Consider the following 13,732-nt stretch of genomic DNA (forward strand, 5'->3'; position numbering starts at 1 on the left):
GGGCAGCACGGGCGGTGCACGGGGTGGCAAATACGCGGGGGCAAGTGCGCGGGGGCAAGTGCCGCACCGCGCTGGAATGCACGCACCATGGCACGCGGGAGGCGCCCGTGTAGCATAGGCGCCGGGCACAAGGAACACGGCCGCTGTTCCCGGCGGGGGCGGGATCAGCGCAGGCGGCATCCTTCGGGCGGATCGTCCGCCGCCCGCGTCGAAATGGCAGCCCGGTTCGATCAGAGTGTGGTGCAATGTGACCGGAACGGACGGGGGCGGGGCATCCGGGGCGACATGACGCAGCAGGACCAGCGCCCTGCGCGGACCAGCGGACGGACCGCCGTGCTCGGCGGCACGCGCGCCGCTGCACGCCGGGCGACGCCTCCCGGCCTTGCCCGCCTCTTCGACGCGCTGAGGGCCCGCCTTGCCGAGGACCTTGCCGGCGAAGCCGCCTCCGGCCGCCGGATCCTGTGGCTTCCGGTCGCCTATACCCTTGGTATCCTTCTCTATTTCGGCGCCGGGCAGGAGCCATCCCTGATCGCCGTGCTGCTCCTCCTCGGCGCCCTCGCCGCCGGGGCCATGGGGGTGCGGGCGCAGCCTGTGGCGTTTGGCGCGGTGGTGGGCTTTGCCGCGGTGGTGGCGGGCTTTGCCACGGCAAGCGTGCGCACCACGCTGGTGGCGCACGAGATCGCAGCGCCGCCCAAGGGTCCGGTGCGGCTCACCGGCTTCGTGGAGCGCGTGGAACACCGCCCCACCGGCGACCGCACCCTGCTGCGGCTCGATGCCGGACCGGTGAAGGGGCTCGATCCGGTGCCGGGCCGTGTGCGCCTCTCCCTGCGCAAGGGATGGGCGCCGCCGGTGGGCACCCACATCACCCAGCTGACCCAGCTGCTGCCGCCGCTCGGGCCGGTCATGCCCGGCGCCCATGATTTCGGCCGGACGCCCTGGTTCGCGGGCATTGGCGGGGTCGGCTACGGCCTCGGGCGCCCCAGGCCGGCGGAGGCCGCCGCCCCGCCCCTGTCGGTGCGCCTTGCCATGGCGGTGGATGCCGCGCGCGACAGTCTTTCCCGCCGCATCCGCGCCTCGCTCACCGGCGCGACGGCGGAGATCGCGGTGGCGCTGGTGGCGGGTGATCGCTCCGCCATCGCGCCGGAGGTGGAAGAGAGCATGCGCGTGTCGGGGCTCACGCACATCCTCTCCATTTCCGGCCTGCACATGGCGCTGGTGGCGGGCACCCTGTTCGCGTTCGTGCGCGGCGGCCTCGCCCTGGTGCCGGCCCTGGCGCTGGGCCTGCCCATCAAGGCGCTGGCTGCCGTGGCCGCGCTCACCGGCAGCGCCGCCTATCTCGTGCTGGCGGGCAACGACGTGCCGGCGCAGCGCTCCTTCGTCATGACGGCGCTGGTGCTGTCCGGCGTGCTCGTCGGCCGGCCGGCGCTGACCCTGCGAACGGTGGGCGTGGCGGCTGTCGCCGTGCTCGCCTTCACGCCCGAGGCGGCGCTCGAGCCGGGGACGCAGATGTCGTTCGCCGCCACCCTCGCGCTGGTCGCGGCCTATGAGCGCCTGCGGCCTCTCGCCGCCCTGCCGCGTCCTGACGGGTGGGCGGGGCAGGCCGCGGTCTGGCTCGCGGTGCTGGTAGGCGGCACGGCGCTCACCTCCCTGGTGGCGGGACTGGCGACGGCGCCCTACGGCATCTTTCATTTCCAGCGCGTGGCACCCTACGGCCTCCTCGCGAACCTCGCAGCCATGCCGGCCGTGTCCTTCCTGGTGATGCCGTTCGGCCTGCTCGGCGTGCTGTTGATCCCGTTCGGGTTCGACCACCTGGCCTGGCCGGTGATGGGCAAGGGCATCGAGATCATGGTGACGGTATCCGACACCATCGCGGTGCTGCCCGGGGCGGATCACCGGGTCGACTCGGTGGGCGCGCCGACGCTCGCATTCTTCAGCCTGGGCCTTGCGGCGCTCTGCCTGCTGCGGGGGCTGCTGGCCGCCACGGCGCTGGTACCCTTCGCGCTCGCCCTGTTGCTGGCGGGAGCCCCGCCGCGCCCGGATCTCCTTGTCGCGCCGGATGCCCAGACCGTGGCCGTGCGCGGGCCCGATGGTCGCCTCTCCGTCCTTGGCGCGCGCAGCCAGCGGCTGGTGGTGGAGCAATGGCTGACGCGGGAGGGCGACCGGCGCAAGGCGGGAGCGGAGGGCCTTGCCGGCCTTTTCGCCTGCGATCCCTTCGGTTGCACCGCGCCGCTTCCGGGCGGGGGAACCATTGCCGTGTCGCGGCGGGCGGAGAGCCTTGAGGCGGATTGCCTGGAATCGCGCATCGTGGTCACCCGCGACGTGCCGCCCCGACACTGCCCGGCCGAGGTGGTGACCCCGGAGCACCTGAGCCGCACCGGCACGCTGGCCTTTCATTTCCGTGACGGGACCTGGCATGTCGAGCCCACCCGCAATCCCCGCGTGAACCGCCCGTGGATGGCGCCCGTGCCGCCGGAGCCCGACCCACCGCGCCCCGGAGACGATGATCCCGAGGCCGACGCCGCATCACAATGAGGCCGCGCAAGCGGGCGCTCCGCAAATCATCTCGCCGGCGGGCAGGGGTGAGAAGCGTCGCTCCAGAGGAGCCGGGCGCCCCGTTGAGCATGGCGACCGCCGCCCCTCACCCCATCCCGGCCATCCCCCACGGCATGCCATGGGCAGAAGAAAGCGGAACGGCAGATCAGTAGCGACGCATGAGCCCGACGAGACGGCCCTGGATGCGCACCCGGTCCGGCCCGAAGATGCGCGTCTCGTAGGCGGGATTTGCCGCCTCCAGGGCGATGGAGGCGCCCTTCTTGCGCAAGCGCTTGAGCGTTGCTTCCTCGTCGTCCACGAGAGCGACGATGATGTCGCCGGTGTCCGCCGTGTCGCATTTGCGGATGAGCACGGTGTCGCCGTCGAGGATGCCGGCCTCGATCATGCTGTCGCCGCGCACTTCGAGGGCGAAATGCTCGCCGCTGCCCAGCATCTCGGGCGGGATGTTGAGGGTATGGCTGCGCGTCTGGATGGCGGAGATGGGCGAACCGGCGGCGATCCGGCCCATGACCGGAACGGTGACCACCTGTCCCGCGCCCTCGTCATCGTCCGAGGCGGGCCGCACCTTGCCGAGGCTGCCCTCGATCACCGAGGGCGAGAAGCCGCGACTGCTGCTGCGCGCAGCCGCAAGGCCGGGCGCCACACTGTCGGGCAGGCGCACCACCTCCAGCGCGCGGGCCCGGTTCGGCAGCCGGCGGATGAAGCCACGTTCTTCCAGGGCCGTGATCAGCCGGTGAATGCCGGACTTGGAACGCAGGTCCAGCGCCTCCTTCATCTCGTCGAAGGAGGGGGGGACGCCGGTCTCCTTCAGCCGCTCATGAATGAAGCGAAGCAGATCGTATTGCTTGCGCGTCAGCATCTCTCGCCCCCTGCTGGCGCCGGTTCGTGCGCCGCGAAACAAATCATGAACAGCTTCTATCTGTTCCTTTTGTGTTCCGCAAGTGGTGAAGGCAGGGTTAAGCCGGTCAATCGTCAAAGGGGATGATATCGCAGGGGTCGCCGGCCTGGGCGGCGGGGGCGAAAGGCGGGCGGATGAGGAGGCAGTCGGCCGCCGCCAGCACGCTCAGCATGGCGCTGTCCTGGGAGGCGCAGGGAGTGACATGCACCGAACCATCGGCGTGGCGGTCCATGCGGGCGCGCATGAAATCGCGGCGCACGTCGTTGGCCGGCACATCCACGGCGAGTCGCGCCGGCGCCGTCGCAGGACCCGGCGCCGCATCGCCCTGCAGCGCGCGCAGCAGCGGCACCAGGAACACCATGGCGCAGACATGGGACGACACCGGGTTGCCCGGCAGCCCCAGCACCCGCACCCCGCTTTTGCTACCGAACATCAACGGCTTGCCGGGGCGAAGCGCGATCTTGTGCACGAACAGTTCCACCCCCTCCGCGCGCAGCGCCGGCGCCATCAAATCGTGGTCGCCCACGGACGCGCCGCCCGAGGAGACGACGAGGTCGAAGGCGCCGGACAGCGCCTGCTCGACCACGGCGCGGATGGCGGAAAGGTCATCGCGCACCAGGCCGAGGTCTGTGACCTCGGCGCCGGCGCGGCGGGCAAGGGCCGCGAGGCCGAAGGCGTTGGAGACGACGATCTCGCTGTCCTTGCCGGTGCCGGTGCCGGTGCCGGGCAGGACCAGTTCGTCCCCGGTCTGCAGCAGCGCCACGCGCGGGCGGCGCGCCACCGGCAGGGTGGCATGGTCCATGGCCGCCGCGAGCATGATGTCGCGGCCCGTCAGGCGACGCCCGGCGAATAGGCCCGGCGTGCCGGCGGTAAAATCACAGCCCTTCTTGCGCACGTTGCGCAGGGCGGCGGTGGGAGCGGTGGTGGTGATGATATCGCCGTCGCGGCTGGTGTTCTCCTGGATCACCACCGTGTCGGCGCCCTCCGGCACCACCGCGCCCGTGAAGATGCGCACCGCCTGGCCCGGCCCCACGGCGCCCGCGAACGGCCGCCCGGCGGCCGATTCGCCAATCACGTCCAGGCGGGCGGGCGTCTGCGCGATGTCGGCGCCGCGCACGGCATAGCCGTCCATGGCTGACATATCGGCGGGCGGCTGGGTCCGGCGGGCAGGCAGGTCCTGGGCCAGCACGCGCCCGTCGGCCAGCGCGACGGCGACCTGCTCGACGCCGAGGGCCGACACTCCGGCCGTGACCAGGCCGATGGCCTCCTCGACGCTCATGAGGGGCGCCTTCTTCCCTGCCGGCTTCTCGACGCCCACTGTCTCGCTTCCTCCCATATGCGGTTGCGCCCTCTCAATCCGTGGGCGGTTCCGCGCGGAAATGCCCACTGGCGCCGCCGGATTTCTCCAGCAGCCGGATGCCTTCAATTCGCATGCCACGGTCCGCCGCCTTGGCCATGTCGTAGATGGTGAGGCAGGCCACCGAGACCGCGGTGAGCGCCTCCATCTCCACGCCGGTCTGGCCGGTGGTCTTGGCCCGCGCCGTCACGTGAAGGCCGGGCAGGGCGGGGTCGGGGACGACCTCCACCTCCACCTTGGTGAGCATCAGCGGGTGGCACAGGGGAATGAGCTCGTGGGTGCGCTTGGCAGCCATGATGCCGGCAAGGCGCGCGACGCCCATCACGTCGCCTTTCTTGGCGTTGCCGGACAGGATGAGGTCGAGGGTCGCCGGCGCCATGGCCACACGCCCCTCGGCCAGGGCCTCACGGGCGGTCGCGGCCTTTCCGGACACGTCCACCATGCGGGCCGAGCCCTCAGCGTCGAGATGGGTCAGGCTCGCCATGGCCGTCGCGTGCGCCCCGGAATCGTTTCGTACGGGACGGAAGATGGCCCCCGCGACGGGTCCTGTCCACCTCGGGCAGGGCAGGGACGCAGGGTGGCGGGCGCCTCAGGGTGGATCCCCCGGTGCGAACCGGGGGATGACGCGAGGCGGAAGCCTCCGGATCAGCGCAGGCGGGTCCAGACCTGCGTCTTGCACAGCGGCGCCACCACGCAGCCGCGCAGCTTCAGGGTGTCGTCGCCGTCGAGGGTGATGGAGCCGGAATAGGTCTTGCCGTCCTCGGCATTGTAGATGCTGCCGCCGCTCCATTCCTTCGGCCCGCCGGAGAAGCCGGTGAGGATGGTGACGCCCTTCAGCACGCGGCCGCGCAGGGACGCGTTGGAATTGTTCACGTCCTTGAGGTTGGGATCGGCCTTGATCCCCTCCGAGGAAACAAGGCGCCCGCACAGGCTGGCGCCGCACCTGGAAATCTCCACCTGCCCGCCCCGCGACGGGGTCTGCCACAGGCCGACAGGGTCACCCGCCAGGGCCGGCGCGGAGAGAAGGCCGGCGATGGCGATGCCGGCGAACAGGCGCAGTCTCATGACATTCCTCCCATGGGCGCGGCTCGCTCGCGGAGCCGTCGCGGCCATTAAGGCGGAACTTTACGTATACGGCAAGTCTAGCCCGCAAGGAGCTTCGAGGTGGCGCATGCGACATCATCCTGTCGCATCAGGCTCTCGCCCACCAGGATGGTGCCGATGCCCACGGCGGCGAGCCGGGCCACGTCCTGCGGCGTGAAGATGCCGCTCTCGCCGATGGCGATGCGGTCCCTCGGCACGCGGGGGGCGAGGCGCTCCGAGGTTTCGAGCGTGGTCTCGAAGGTGCGCAGGTTGCGGTTGTTGATGCCGATGAGCCGGCACGGCAGGTCGAGCGCGCGCTCCAGCTCGGCGTCGTCGTGCACCTCCACGATGGCGTCCATGCCGTAGGCGGCGGCGGCATCGGCGAGATCGCGGGCGAGCAGGTCGTCCACGCCGGCCATGATGATGAGGATGCAGTCCGCCCCCCAGGCGCGGGCCTCCGCCACCTGGTAGGTGTCGTACATGAAGTCCTTGCGCAGCACCGGCAGGCTCACCGCCGCGCGGGCCGAGCCGAGAAATTCCGGCGCGCCCTGGAAGGAGGGCGTGTCTGTGAGCACGGACAGGCAGGTGGCGCCGCCGCGCTGGTAGGCTCGGGCCAGCGCCGGCGGATCGAAGTCCGCCCGGATCAGGCCCTTGGAGGGGCTCGCCTTCTTGATCTCGGCGATGAGCGCGGTGCGCCCCTCGGCAAGGCTGGTGGCGATGGCATCGGCGAACGGACGCACGCGGGGGGCGGCGCGGGCCGCCGCCTCGATCTCCACCAGCGGCCGGGCCCGCTTGGCGACGGCGATCTCGTCGCGCTTGTAGGCTTCGATCTTCTTCAGGATATCGGTCATTGGGCCGCCTCCGGCGCCAGCTTCTGCGATACGGCGACGAGCTGCTCCAGCCGAGCGCGGGCGGACCCGGTGTCGAGGCTGACCCGCGCCATCTCGACGCCCTCCTTCAGGTCCCTGGCCCGGCGCGCCACCACGAGGGCGGCAGCGGCGTTGAACAGGCAGACGTCGCGATAGGCGCCGTCGGCGCCGTCCAGCACCGCGCGCAGCGCCTTCGCGTTATGCACGGCGTCGCCGCCCTTCAGCGCCTCGGCCGGATGGCGCTGGAGGCCCACATCCTCCGGGCTCACGGTGAAGGTGTGGATGCGCCCCTCGTCCAGGACGGCGATGTCGGTGTCGCCGGAGATGGTGATCTCGTCGAGCCCGTCCGAGCCATGCACCACGAAGGCCTTTTCCGAGCCCAGCGCGCGCAGCACCTCGGCGAGCGGCACGATCCAGGACTTGGCGAACACGCCGACCATCTGCCGCGTGACGCCGGCCGGATTGGAGAGCGGCCCCAGCAGGTTGAAGATGGTGCGCGTGCCCAGTTCCACCCGCGTCGGCCCCACATGCTTCATGGCCGGGTGGTGGGAGGGGGCGAACATGAAGCCGATGCCGGCCTCCGCGATGCAGTGGGAGATGCCGGCCGGCTCGAGGTCGATGCGCACGCCCAGCGCGGTGAGCACGTCCGCCGCGCCGGATTTGGAGGACAGCGCCCGGTTGCCATGCTTGGCCACCGGCACGCCGGCCCCCGCCACGATGAAGGAGGCGCAGGTGGAGATGTTGTAGGAGCCGGAGGCATCGCCCCCGGTGCCCACCACGTCCACCGCCTCAACGGGTGCGTCCACGGGCAGCATCTTGGCGCGCATGACCGAGACCGCGCCGGCGATCTCCTCCACGCTCTCGCCGCGCACGCGCAGGCCCATGAGCAGCGCGCCCATCTGGGAGGGGGTGGCCTCGCCCGACATCATCTTGTCGAACACATAGGCGGCCTCGTCGCGGCTGAGGCTCGCGCCGGTGGCCACCTTGCCGAGGAGGGGTTTGAACTGGTCCATCTGTCGTCCTCAGCCTCTCGTCAGCCCCTGGCCTTGCGCGCATTGAAGGCGGCGGCGATCTCCAGGAAATTGCGGATGAGCGCGTGGCCGTTCTCCGAGGCGATGCTCTCCGGGTGGAACTGCACGCCGTGGATGGGCAGGCTCTTGTGGGCGAGGCCCATGATCAGCCCGTCCGCAGTGTGCGCCGTCACCTCCAGCGCGTCGGGCAGGGTGTCGCGCTTCACGATGAGGGAGTGGTAGCGCGTCGCCTGGAACGAATGGTTGAGCCCGCGGAAGACGCTTTTGCCCTCGTGCAGGATCTCGCTCAGCTTGCCGTGCATGGGGGTGGGCGCGCGCACCACGTCGCCGCCGAAGACCTGCCCGATGGCCTGGTGGCCGAGGCACACGCCGAAGATCGGCACCTTGTCGCCGGCCCTGGCGATGAGGTCGAGGCAGATGCCCGCCTCGTTGGGGGTGCAGGGGCCGGGGGACAGCACGATGGCATCGGGCTTCTCGGCCAGCACCTCCTCGATGGTCACCTTGTCGTTGCGGTGGACGGTGACAGTCGCGCCCAATTCGCCCAGGTAATGCACGAGGTTGTAGGTGAAGCTGTCGTAATTATCGATCAGCGTGACGTTGGTCATGGGCACTCCAGGCCCCGAGGATCTCGGGAATTCCGGGCTTAATGCGTGGCCCGGCGGGTGGTCAAGCAAGGGCGGCGAGGGGGGTGCGGCGCTGCCCACGCCATCGGCCCGCCACCACGCCGGCCATGCCCGCGCGCCCGTTCCGGACCAGCGGGCCCATGACCCCGGCATCGGGCTGCGCACCCATGGCTGTCACTGCCCCTTGCCGGCGCGCGCGGCGAAGCGCACCGCTTCTTCCCCGGCGCGAAACAGGGCCTTGGCCTTGTTCACGCATTCCTGTTGCTCGCTCTCGGGCACGCTGTCGTAGACGATGCCGGCGCCGGCCTGCACATACATGCGGCCATCCTTCACCACGGCGGTGCGCAGGACGATGCAGGTGTCCATCTCGCCATTGGCGCCGAAATAGCCGATGGCGCCCGCATAGATGCCGCGCTTGTCCTTCTCCAGCTCGTCGATGATCTCCATGGCGCGCACCTTGGGCGAGCCGGAGACGGTGCCGGCGGGAAAGCCGGCGGCCAGCGCATCGACCGCGTCGAAGCGCGGATCCAGCGTGCCTTCCACGTTGGAGACGATGTGCATCACCTGGCTGTAGCGCTCGATGAAGAACGAGTCGGTGACCTTCACCGTGCCGATCTGCGAGACCCGCCCCGCATCGTTGCGGCCGAGGTCCAGCAGCATGAGGTGCTCGGCGCGCTCCTTGGGATCGGCCAGAAGCTCGGCCGCCAGCGCGTCGTCCTCCACATGGGTGGCGCCGCGCTTGCGGGTGCCGGCGATGGGCCGGATGGTCACCTGCCCGCCGCGCAGCCGCACCAGGATCTCCGGTGAGGAGCACACCACCGAGAAGCCGTCGAAGTTCAGATAGACCAGGAACGGCGCCGGGTTCACGCGCCTGAGCGCCCGGTAGAGGGCAAACGGCGGCAGGGTGAACGGGCTCTCGAAGCGCTGGGACAGCACCACCTGGAAGATGTCGCCGGCACGGATATAGTCCTTGGCCTTCTCCACCATGGCGCAGAATTCGTCCGCGCCGGTGTTGGAGACCGCAGCGACCTCGCCGTGGAACGGCTCCGGCGCCGGATGGGCGATGGCGCGCTCCAGCCCCGCCACCACCTGGTCGAGCCGCTCCAGCGCCGCCTCATAGGCCGCGCGGGGGGAGACGCCCTCCTTCGGGCGCACCGGGGTGACGGCGGTCAATTCGTCCTTCACCGCGTCGAACACCACCATCAGGGTGGGGCGGATGAGCAGGGCCTCGGGCACGCCGATGGGATCGGGCTTGGCGGGCGCCAGCTTCTCCATCTGCCGCACCATGTCGTAGCCGAGATAGCCGAACACGCCCGCCGCCATGGGCGGGGCGCCCGCCGGCAGGTCGATGGCCGACTCGGCGAGCAGCGTCCGCAGCGCCTTCAGCGGCGGCTCGGGGCAGGGGGCAAAGGCATCCTTGTCGGTGGCGGGGGTGCGGTTGATCTCCGCCGTGTCCCCCGAGGCGCGGAAGATGAGGTCGGGCGCGAGGCCGATCATGGAATAGCGCCCGCGCGCCTGCCCGCCCTCCACCGATTCGAGCAGGAAGGCGTTGGGCGTGTCGCCGGCGAGCTTCAGGAAGGCCGAGACCGGCGTTTCCAGGTCGGCGACGAGGGTGGTGGAGACCACCTGCGCCTCGCCCTTCAGATAGCGCGAGGAGAAGAGGTCGAAGTCGGTGGGTGCGTTCACGCTCTGGCCCACCTTCAGTTGGTTGCGCCCGCGCCCGTGGCCTGGGCGAAGAGCTTGTCGTTCACCTTCACGCCGATCTCCTTCTGGATGGCGGCAAGGTATTGCAGCAGCACGTCGTTCTCGATCTGGCGCGACAGCTCGGCCGCAGCGCGCGAGGTGTCCATGTCCGGCGGCGGCACCATGATCTTGGTCACCTCGAACACGATGCGGTCCGGCTCGGTGGCGGAAAGGGCGATGCCGAAGCCGCCCTCCTTCACGTCGAACACGCTGGCGATGCTCTCCGCGCTGAATGGCTCCGCCGCGCGGCCGCGGCGCAGGTTCTCGGCGATCTGGAGCGGCAGGTCCGCCTGTACGGCCACCTGGGCCAGCGGGGTGCCGGCCCTGGCCTTGTCGAGGAGCGCCGTGGCCTGGGCTTCCACCGCCTTCTCGGTCTCCGCCTCGGTCCAGCGGGCAGTGACGGCGGCCCGGGCCTCGTCGAAGGTGCGGTCGCGGGCGGGGGTGATGGAATTGGTCTCGTACCAGACGAAGCCGCCGTTCTGCGGCAGCTGGACGGTGTCGGTCTCCACCCCCGGTTGTACGGCGAAGGCGCCGGCCAGCACGTCCGCGCCGCCGGGCACATCCGCCGGAGCGCCGGCCGGGGTGCGGCCGGAGCGGTCCACGGCGTCGAAGGTCTGGAGCGTCAGGCCGAGCTTCTGCGCGACCTCGACCAGCGTGGAGCCGGAGGCGCGCTCGTCCTCCACCTGGTCGTGCCTGTCGAGCAGCGCGCGGCGGGCGCGATCGAGGCGCAGGTCGGCGATGATCTGGTCCTTCACCGCCTCGAACGGCTGGCGGGCACCAGGCTCGATCCTGGTGACATGCACCAGGACGGTGCCGAAGCGGCCCTCCACCGGAGCGCTCACCGCGCCGTCGGCGAGGGCGAAGGCCGCGTCCGCGATTTTGGGATCGAGGATGGCGGATTTCGCCACGAGGCCGAGGTCGGTGTCCTTGGCGGTCAGGCCGCGCGCGGCGGCGATATCGGCAAAGCTTGCGCCGGCCTTGATCTTCTCTTCCGCCGCCTGGGCATCGGCAGCGCTGGTGAAGACGATCTGCTGCACCTCCCGGCGCTCGGGTGTGCCGAAGCGAGAGAGGTTGCGCTCGTAGTCCGCCTTCGCTTCGGCCTCGGTCACGGTCTCTGCGGCCGCCAGCGTCGCCGGCGTCAGCGCGAGCACGGAGATCTTGCGGTATTCCGGGGCGCGGAAGCTCACCTTGTGGGCGTCGAAATAGGCGCGCAGCACATCGTCCGTGGGGGCGGCGAGGGGGCCGGCCGCGGCGGGGGTGACACGCACATAGGAGGCGGTGCGCGTCTCGTTCTCGAACTGGCCCACCGCGTCGATGAGCACCTGCGGCACCGCAAGGCCCGCGCCGAGCGACTTCAGCAGCTGGTCACGCACCGCGCGCTGCTTCTCCGACGCGACATAGCGCTCCTCGGTGAGGTTGTTGGAGCGCAGGAGCTGCTGGAAATAGGCCGGATCGAAGCTCGACGCGCCGGGGCGGCGGAAATTGGGATTGTCCGCGATCTCCCGCGCGATCTGCTCGTCCGAGACGGCGAGGGCGAGGCGCGCGGCCTGCTCGTCCAGGGTCGCGTCGGCGATCATCTGGTTGAGGATCTGCCGGTCGAGGCCGAAGGCGCGCGCCTGGTCGGGGGAGATCGGGCGGCCGGCGCGGCGGCTGATCTGCTGGAGCTGATCGAGATACTGGCGGCGGAACGCATCGGCGGAAATCTCGGTGGCGCCAACGCTCGCCACCGAGGTCGCGCCCATGCCGCGGAACACGTCGGCGATGCCCCACACCAGGAAGCTGAGCGTGAGGATGACGAGGAAGATCTTGGCGATCCAGCCGGACGCGCCCTTGCGAAGGCTCTGAAGTACCATACGACGGTTCGTTCTCGTTTTGGCCGGGTCCGGCGCGAAGCGGCGCATGATAGTGACGGGGTCCCGCTCCCGCAACGGCGCATCTTGATGCCTTTTGGGTGCGAAAGGGCTCTGATAGAGCCATCCTCGATCAATGACATCAGGAGAGCCGAACCATGCCCGCTTCCCGCCGCGTCCTCATCGCCGGCAACTGGAAAATGAACGGGCTGAAGAGCTCCCTCACCGAGATCGACGCCCTCGCCGCCGGCTATGACGCGGAGATGAAGGCCAAGCTGGACCTGCTCGTCTGCCCGCCGGCGACGCTTCTCGTCTCCGCCGCCGAGCGCCTCGCCGGCTCCGGCGTGCAGCTTGGCGGGCAGAACTGCCATCCCGCTCCCGCCGGCGCCCATACCGGCGGCATCTCCGCCGAGATGCTGAAGGATGCCGGCGTCACCTCGGTCATCGTCGGCCATTCCGAGCGCCGGACCAACCTGTCGGAGAGCGACGCGGTGGTGATGGCCAAGGTCAAGGCCGCGTGGTGCTTCGGGCTGCTGCCCATCGTCTGCGTCGGCGAGACCGCCGAGGAACGCGACGCGGGCGAGGCTGTGGGGGTGGTGACGCGGCAGGTGCGCCAGTCGCTGCCCGCGGGCTGCACGGCGGCCAATCTGGTCATCGCCTACGAGCCGGTCTGGGCCATCGGCACAGGCCGCACCCCGACCCCGGAGGATGTGGCCCACATCCACGGCACCATCCGTTCCGTGCTCAAGTCGCAGTTCGGCGCCGAGGCGGACGGTATCCGCATCCTCTATGGCGGTTCGGTGAAGCCGGACAATGCGGCCACGCTCATGGCGGTCGCCGATGTGGACGGCGCGCTGGTGGGCGGCGCCAGCCTGAAGGCGGCGGATTTCCTCGCCATCGCCCGCGCGACGCCGGCGCGGTGAGCCGAGGCGCGACGCCCGAAACGGGCGCATGAGACGGGCGCATCGAGGTGCGGGAACGCGTTTGACGGCCCGCACCATCATGACCAGTCGGGATGGATCGAGGCGTTGAGCCAAGCCATTCGCGACAGGTCGGCTCGTCCGGCCGCGGCCGGACGCCGGCGATCAGAAGGTGATCAGGCCGATCATCTGCTTGATGAGGCTCAGCTCCTCGCCGCTGGTGGGCGTGGTCTGGGAGATGAAGTCGAACACCTTGCCGTCCTTCAGACCATACTGGGCGATGCGGCTGACGCGCTTGTTCTTGTCGAAATAGACCGCGAGCACCTTCTGCTCGGTGATCTCGGGCTTGAGGAAGGCCACCTTCTTCTGGACCTGCGAGATATAGAAGAAGGCCTCGCCGTTCACGGTCGCGACGGTGGAAGGGGTGCCGAGCACGAGCAGCACCTGCTCCTGGCTCGATCCCACGGGCACCTGCTCCAGCGCGCCATCGGCCAGCACATAGCCGCGCTGGTAGGTGCGGGTGATGCCGGAAATGGTGGTGCCGCTGCCGCCGACCATGTCGCCGCAGCCTGCGAGCCCGAGCCCGGCGAGAAGCAGCACCACCGTGGCGCCCCTGTATCCGAAACCGGAATTCATGCCGCCCCGCATGTCCTTCATCTCATGTGACGCCACACGCTTCCCCATAAGTTCGTTCGCCCGTCCTGCACGGACCGGCTCCTGCCGCCGCTTCACCGCCCCTTGCCACGGGGCCGGCGGCGCGTTACGCCGCTTGGCCGAATTCCCGTCCCGCCGCCAGGACCGTCTC

General features: G+C 70.3%; 13 protein-coding genes. 2 read left to right on the top strand and 11 right to left on the bottom strand.

Annotated features, from left to right (window positions below; all coding sequences use genetic code 11):
- Positions 1-285: 285 nt before the first annotated feature.
- Positions 286-2,532, top strand: a complete 2,247-nt coding sequence (locus K9U40_RS08395; protein ID WP_282889761.1) for a ComEC/Rec2 family competence protein — start codon at positions 286-288, stop codon at positions 2,530-2,532.
- A 166-nt stretch (positions 2,533-2,698) separates the two neighbouring features.
- Here K9U40_RS08395 and lexA read toward each other — a convergent pair whose 3' ends face one another.
- From lexA to K9U40_RS08445, 10 genes are all read right to left on the bottom strand, one after another.
- Positions 2,699-3,412, bottom strand: a complete 714-nt coding sequence (gene lexA, locus K9U40_RS08400; RefSeq protein WP_282889762.1) for a transcriptional repressor LexA — start codon at positions 3,410-3,412, stop codon at positions 2,699-2,701.
- Positions 3,413-3,518: 106 nt separating this feature from the next.
- Positions 3,519-4,787, bottom strand: coding sequence for a molybdopterin molybdotransferase MoeA (locus K9U40_RS08405; protein ID WP_432715911.1), 1,269 nt, complete (start codon positions 4,785-4,787; stop codon positions 3,519-3,521).
- A gap of 16 nt (positions 4,788-4,803) precedes the next feature.
- The gene (moaC, locus tag K9U40_RS08410; protein WP_282889763.1) at positions 4,804-5,292 is read right to left on the bottom strand and encodes a cyclic pyranopterin monophosphate synthase MoaC; all 489 of its coding nucleotides are present in this window, start codon (positions 5,290-5,292) and stop codon (positions 4,804-4,806) included.
- A 161-nt stretch (positions 5,293-5,453) separates the two neighbouring features.
- Positions 5,454-5,873, bottom strand: coding sequence for a DUF2147 domain-containing protein (locus K9U40_RS08415; RefSeq protein ID WP_282889764.1), 420 nt, complete (start codon positions 5,871-5,873; stop codon positions 5,454-5,456).
- 77 nt (positions 5,874-5,950) lie between these two features.
- Positions 5,951-6,742: an indole-3-glycerol phosphate synthase TrpC gene (trpC, locus tag K9U40_RS08420; protein ID WP_282889765.1), complete on the bottom strand. Its 792-nt coding sequence runs from the start codon at positions 6,740-6,742 to the stop codon at positions 5,951-5,953.
- Complete coding sequence (trpD, locus tag K9U40_RS08425; RefSeq protein WP_282889766.1) at positions 6,739-7,773, bottom strand: anthranilate phosphoribosyltransferase; 1,035 nt, start codon at positions 7,771-7,773, stop codon at positions 6,739-6,741. The genes trpC and trpD overlap by 4 nt, the downstream gene beginning before the upstream one ends.
- 20 nt (positions 7,774-7,793) lie before the next feature.
- Positions 7,794-8,396, bottom strand: a complete 603-nt coding sequence (locus tag K9U40_RS08430; protein WP_282889767.1) for an anthranilate synthase component II — start codon at positions 8,394-8,396, stop codon at positions 7,794-7,796.
- A gap of 61 nt (positions 8,397-8,457) precedes the next feature.
- Positions 8,458-8,583 carry a hypothetical protein gene (locus K9U40_RS08435; protein WP_282889768.1) on the bottom strand — a complete coding sequence of 42 codons (126 nt, stop codon included), beginning with the start codon at positions 8,581-8,583 and terminating at the stop codon, positions 8,458-8,460.
- Positions 8,584-8,588: 5 nt separating this feature from the next.
- Positions 8,589-10,100, bottom strand: a complete 1,512-nt coding sequence (gene trpE, locus K9U40_RS08440) for an anthranilate synthase component I (RefSeq protein ID WP_282889769.1) — start codon at positions 10,098-10,100, stop codon at positions 8,589-8,591.
- Positions 10,101-10,114: 14 nt separating this feature from the next.
- Positions 10,115-12,010, bottom strand: coding sequence for a peptidylprolyl isomerase (locus K9U40_RS08445; protein ID WP_282889770.1), 1,896 nt, complete (start codon positions 12,008-12,010; stop codon positions 10,115-10,117).
- Between the two features lie 155 nt (positions 12,011-12,165).
- Between K9U40_RS08445 and tpiA the strand changes: the two genes are divergently transcribed.
- On the top strand, positions 12,166-12,930 hold the full coding sequence (gene tpiA, locus K9U40_RS08450) for a triose-phosphate isomerase (RefSeq protein ID WP_282889771.1): 765 nt from the start codon (positions 12,166-12,168) through the stop codon (positions 12,928-12,930).
- A 162-nt stretch (positions 12,931-13,092) separates the two neighbouring features.
- On the opposite strand, the gene K9U40_RS08455 is transcribed toward tpiA, so the two are convergent.
- Positions 13,093-13,563, bottom strand: a complete 471-nt coding sequence (locus K9U40_RS08455) for an outer membrane protein assembly factor BamE (protein ID WP_282889772.1) — start codon at positions 13,561-13,563, stop codon at positions 13,093-13,095.
- Between the last annotated feature and the right edge of the window lie 169 nt (positions 13,564-13,732).

It is taken from the genome of Xanthobacter autotrophicus, from assembly GCF_030015065.1.
GTDB lineage: Bacteria > Pseudomonadota > Alphaproteobacteria > Rhizobiales > Xanthobacteraceae > Xanthobacter > Xanthobacter autotrophicus_D.

Excerpts from the sequence above, each read along its gene's own strand:
- K9U40_RS08395 (WP_282889761.1), top strand. The coding sequence starts at position 286 with ATGACGCAGCAGGACCAGCGCCCTGCGCGGACCAGCGGACGGACCGCC.
- lexA (WP_282889762.1), bottom strand. The coding sequence starts at position 3,412 with ATGCTGACGCGCAAGCAATACGATCTGCTTCGCTTCATTCATGAGCGG.
- K9U40_RS08405 (WP_432715911.1), bottom strand. The coding sequence starts at position 4,787 with ATGGGAGGAAGCGAGACAGTGGGCGTCGAGAAGCCGGCAGGGAAGAAG.
- moaC (WP_282889763.1), bottom strand. The coding sequence starts at position 5,292 with ATGGCGAGCCTGACCCATCTCGACGCTGAGGGCTCGGCCCGCATGGTG.
- K9U40_RS08415 (WP_282889764.1), bottom strand. The coding sequence starts at position 5,873 with ATGAGACTGCGCCTGTTCGCCGGCATCGCCATCGCCGGCCTTCTCTCC.
- trpC (WP_282889765.1), bottom strand. The coding sequence starts at position 6,742 with ATGACCGATATCCTGAAGAAGATCGAAGCCTACAAGCGCGACGAGATC.
- trpD (WP_282889766.1), bottom strand. The coding sequence starts at position 7,773 with ATGGACCAGTTCAAACCCCTCCTCGGCAAGGTGGCCACCGGCGCGAGC.
- K9U40_RS08430 (WP_282889767.1), bottom strand. The coding sequence starts at position 8,396 with ATGACCAACGTCACGCTGATCGATAATTACGACAGCTTCACCTACAAC.
- K9U40_RS08435 (WP_282889768.1), bottom strand. The coding sequence starts at position 8,583 with ATGGGTGCGCAGCCCGATGCCGGGGTCATGGGCCCGCTGGTCCGGAAC.
- K9U40_RS08445 (WP_282889770.1), bottom strand. The coding sequence starts at position 12,010 with ATGGTACTTCAGAGCCTTCGCAAGGGCGCGTCCGGCTGGATCGCCAAG.
- tpiA (WP_282889771.1), top strand. The coding sequence starts at position 12,166 with ATGCCCGCTTCCCGCCGCGTCCTCATCGCCGGCAACTGGAAAATGAAC.
- K9U40_RS08455 (WP_282889772.1), bottom strand. The coding sequence starts at position 13,563 with ATGAATTCCGGTTTCGGATACAGGGGCGCCACGGTGGTGCTGCTTCTC.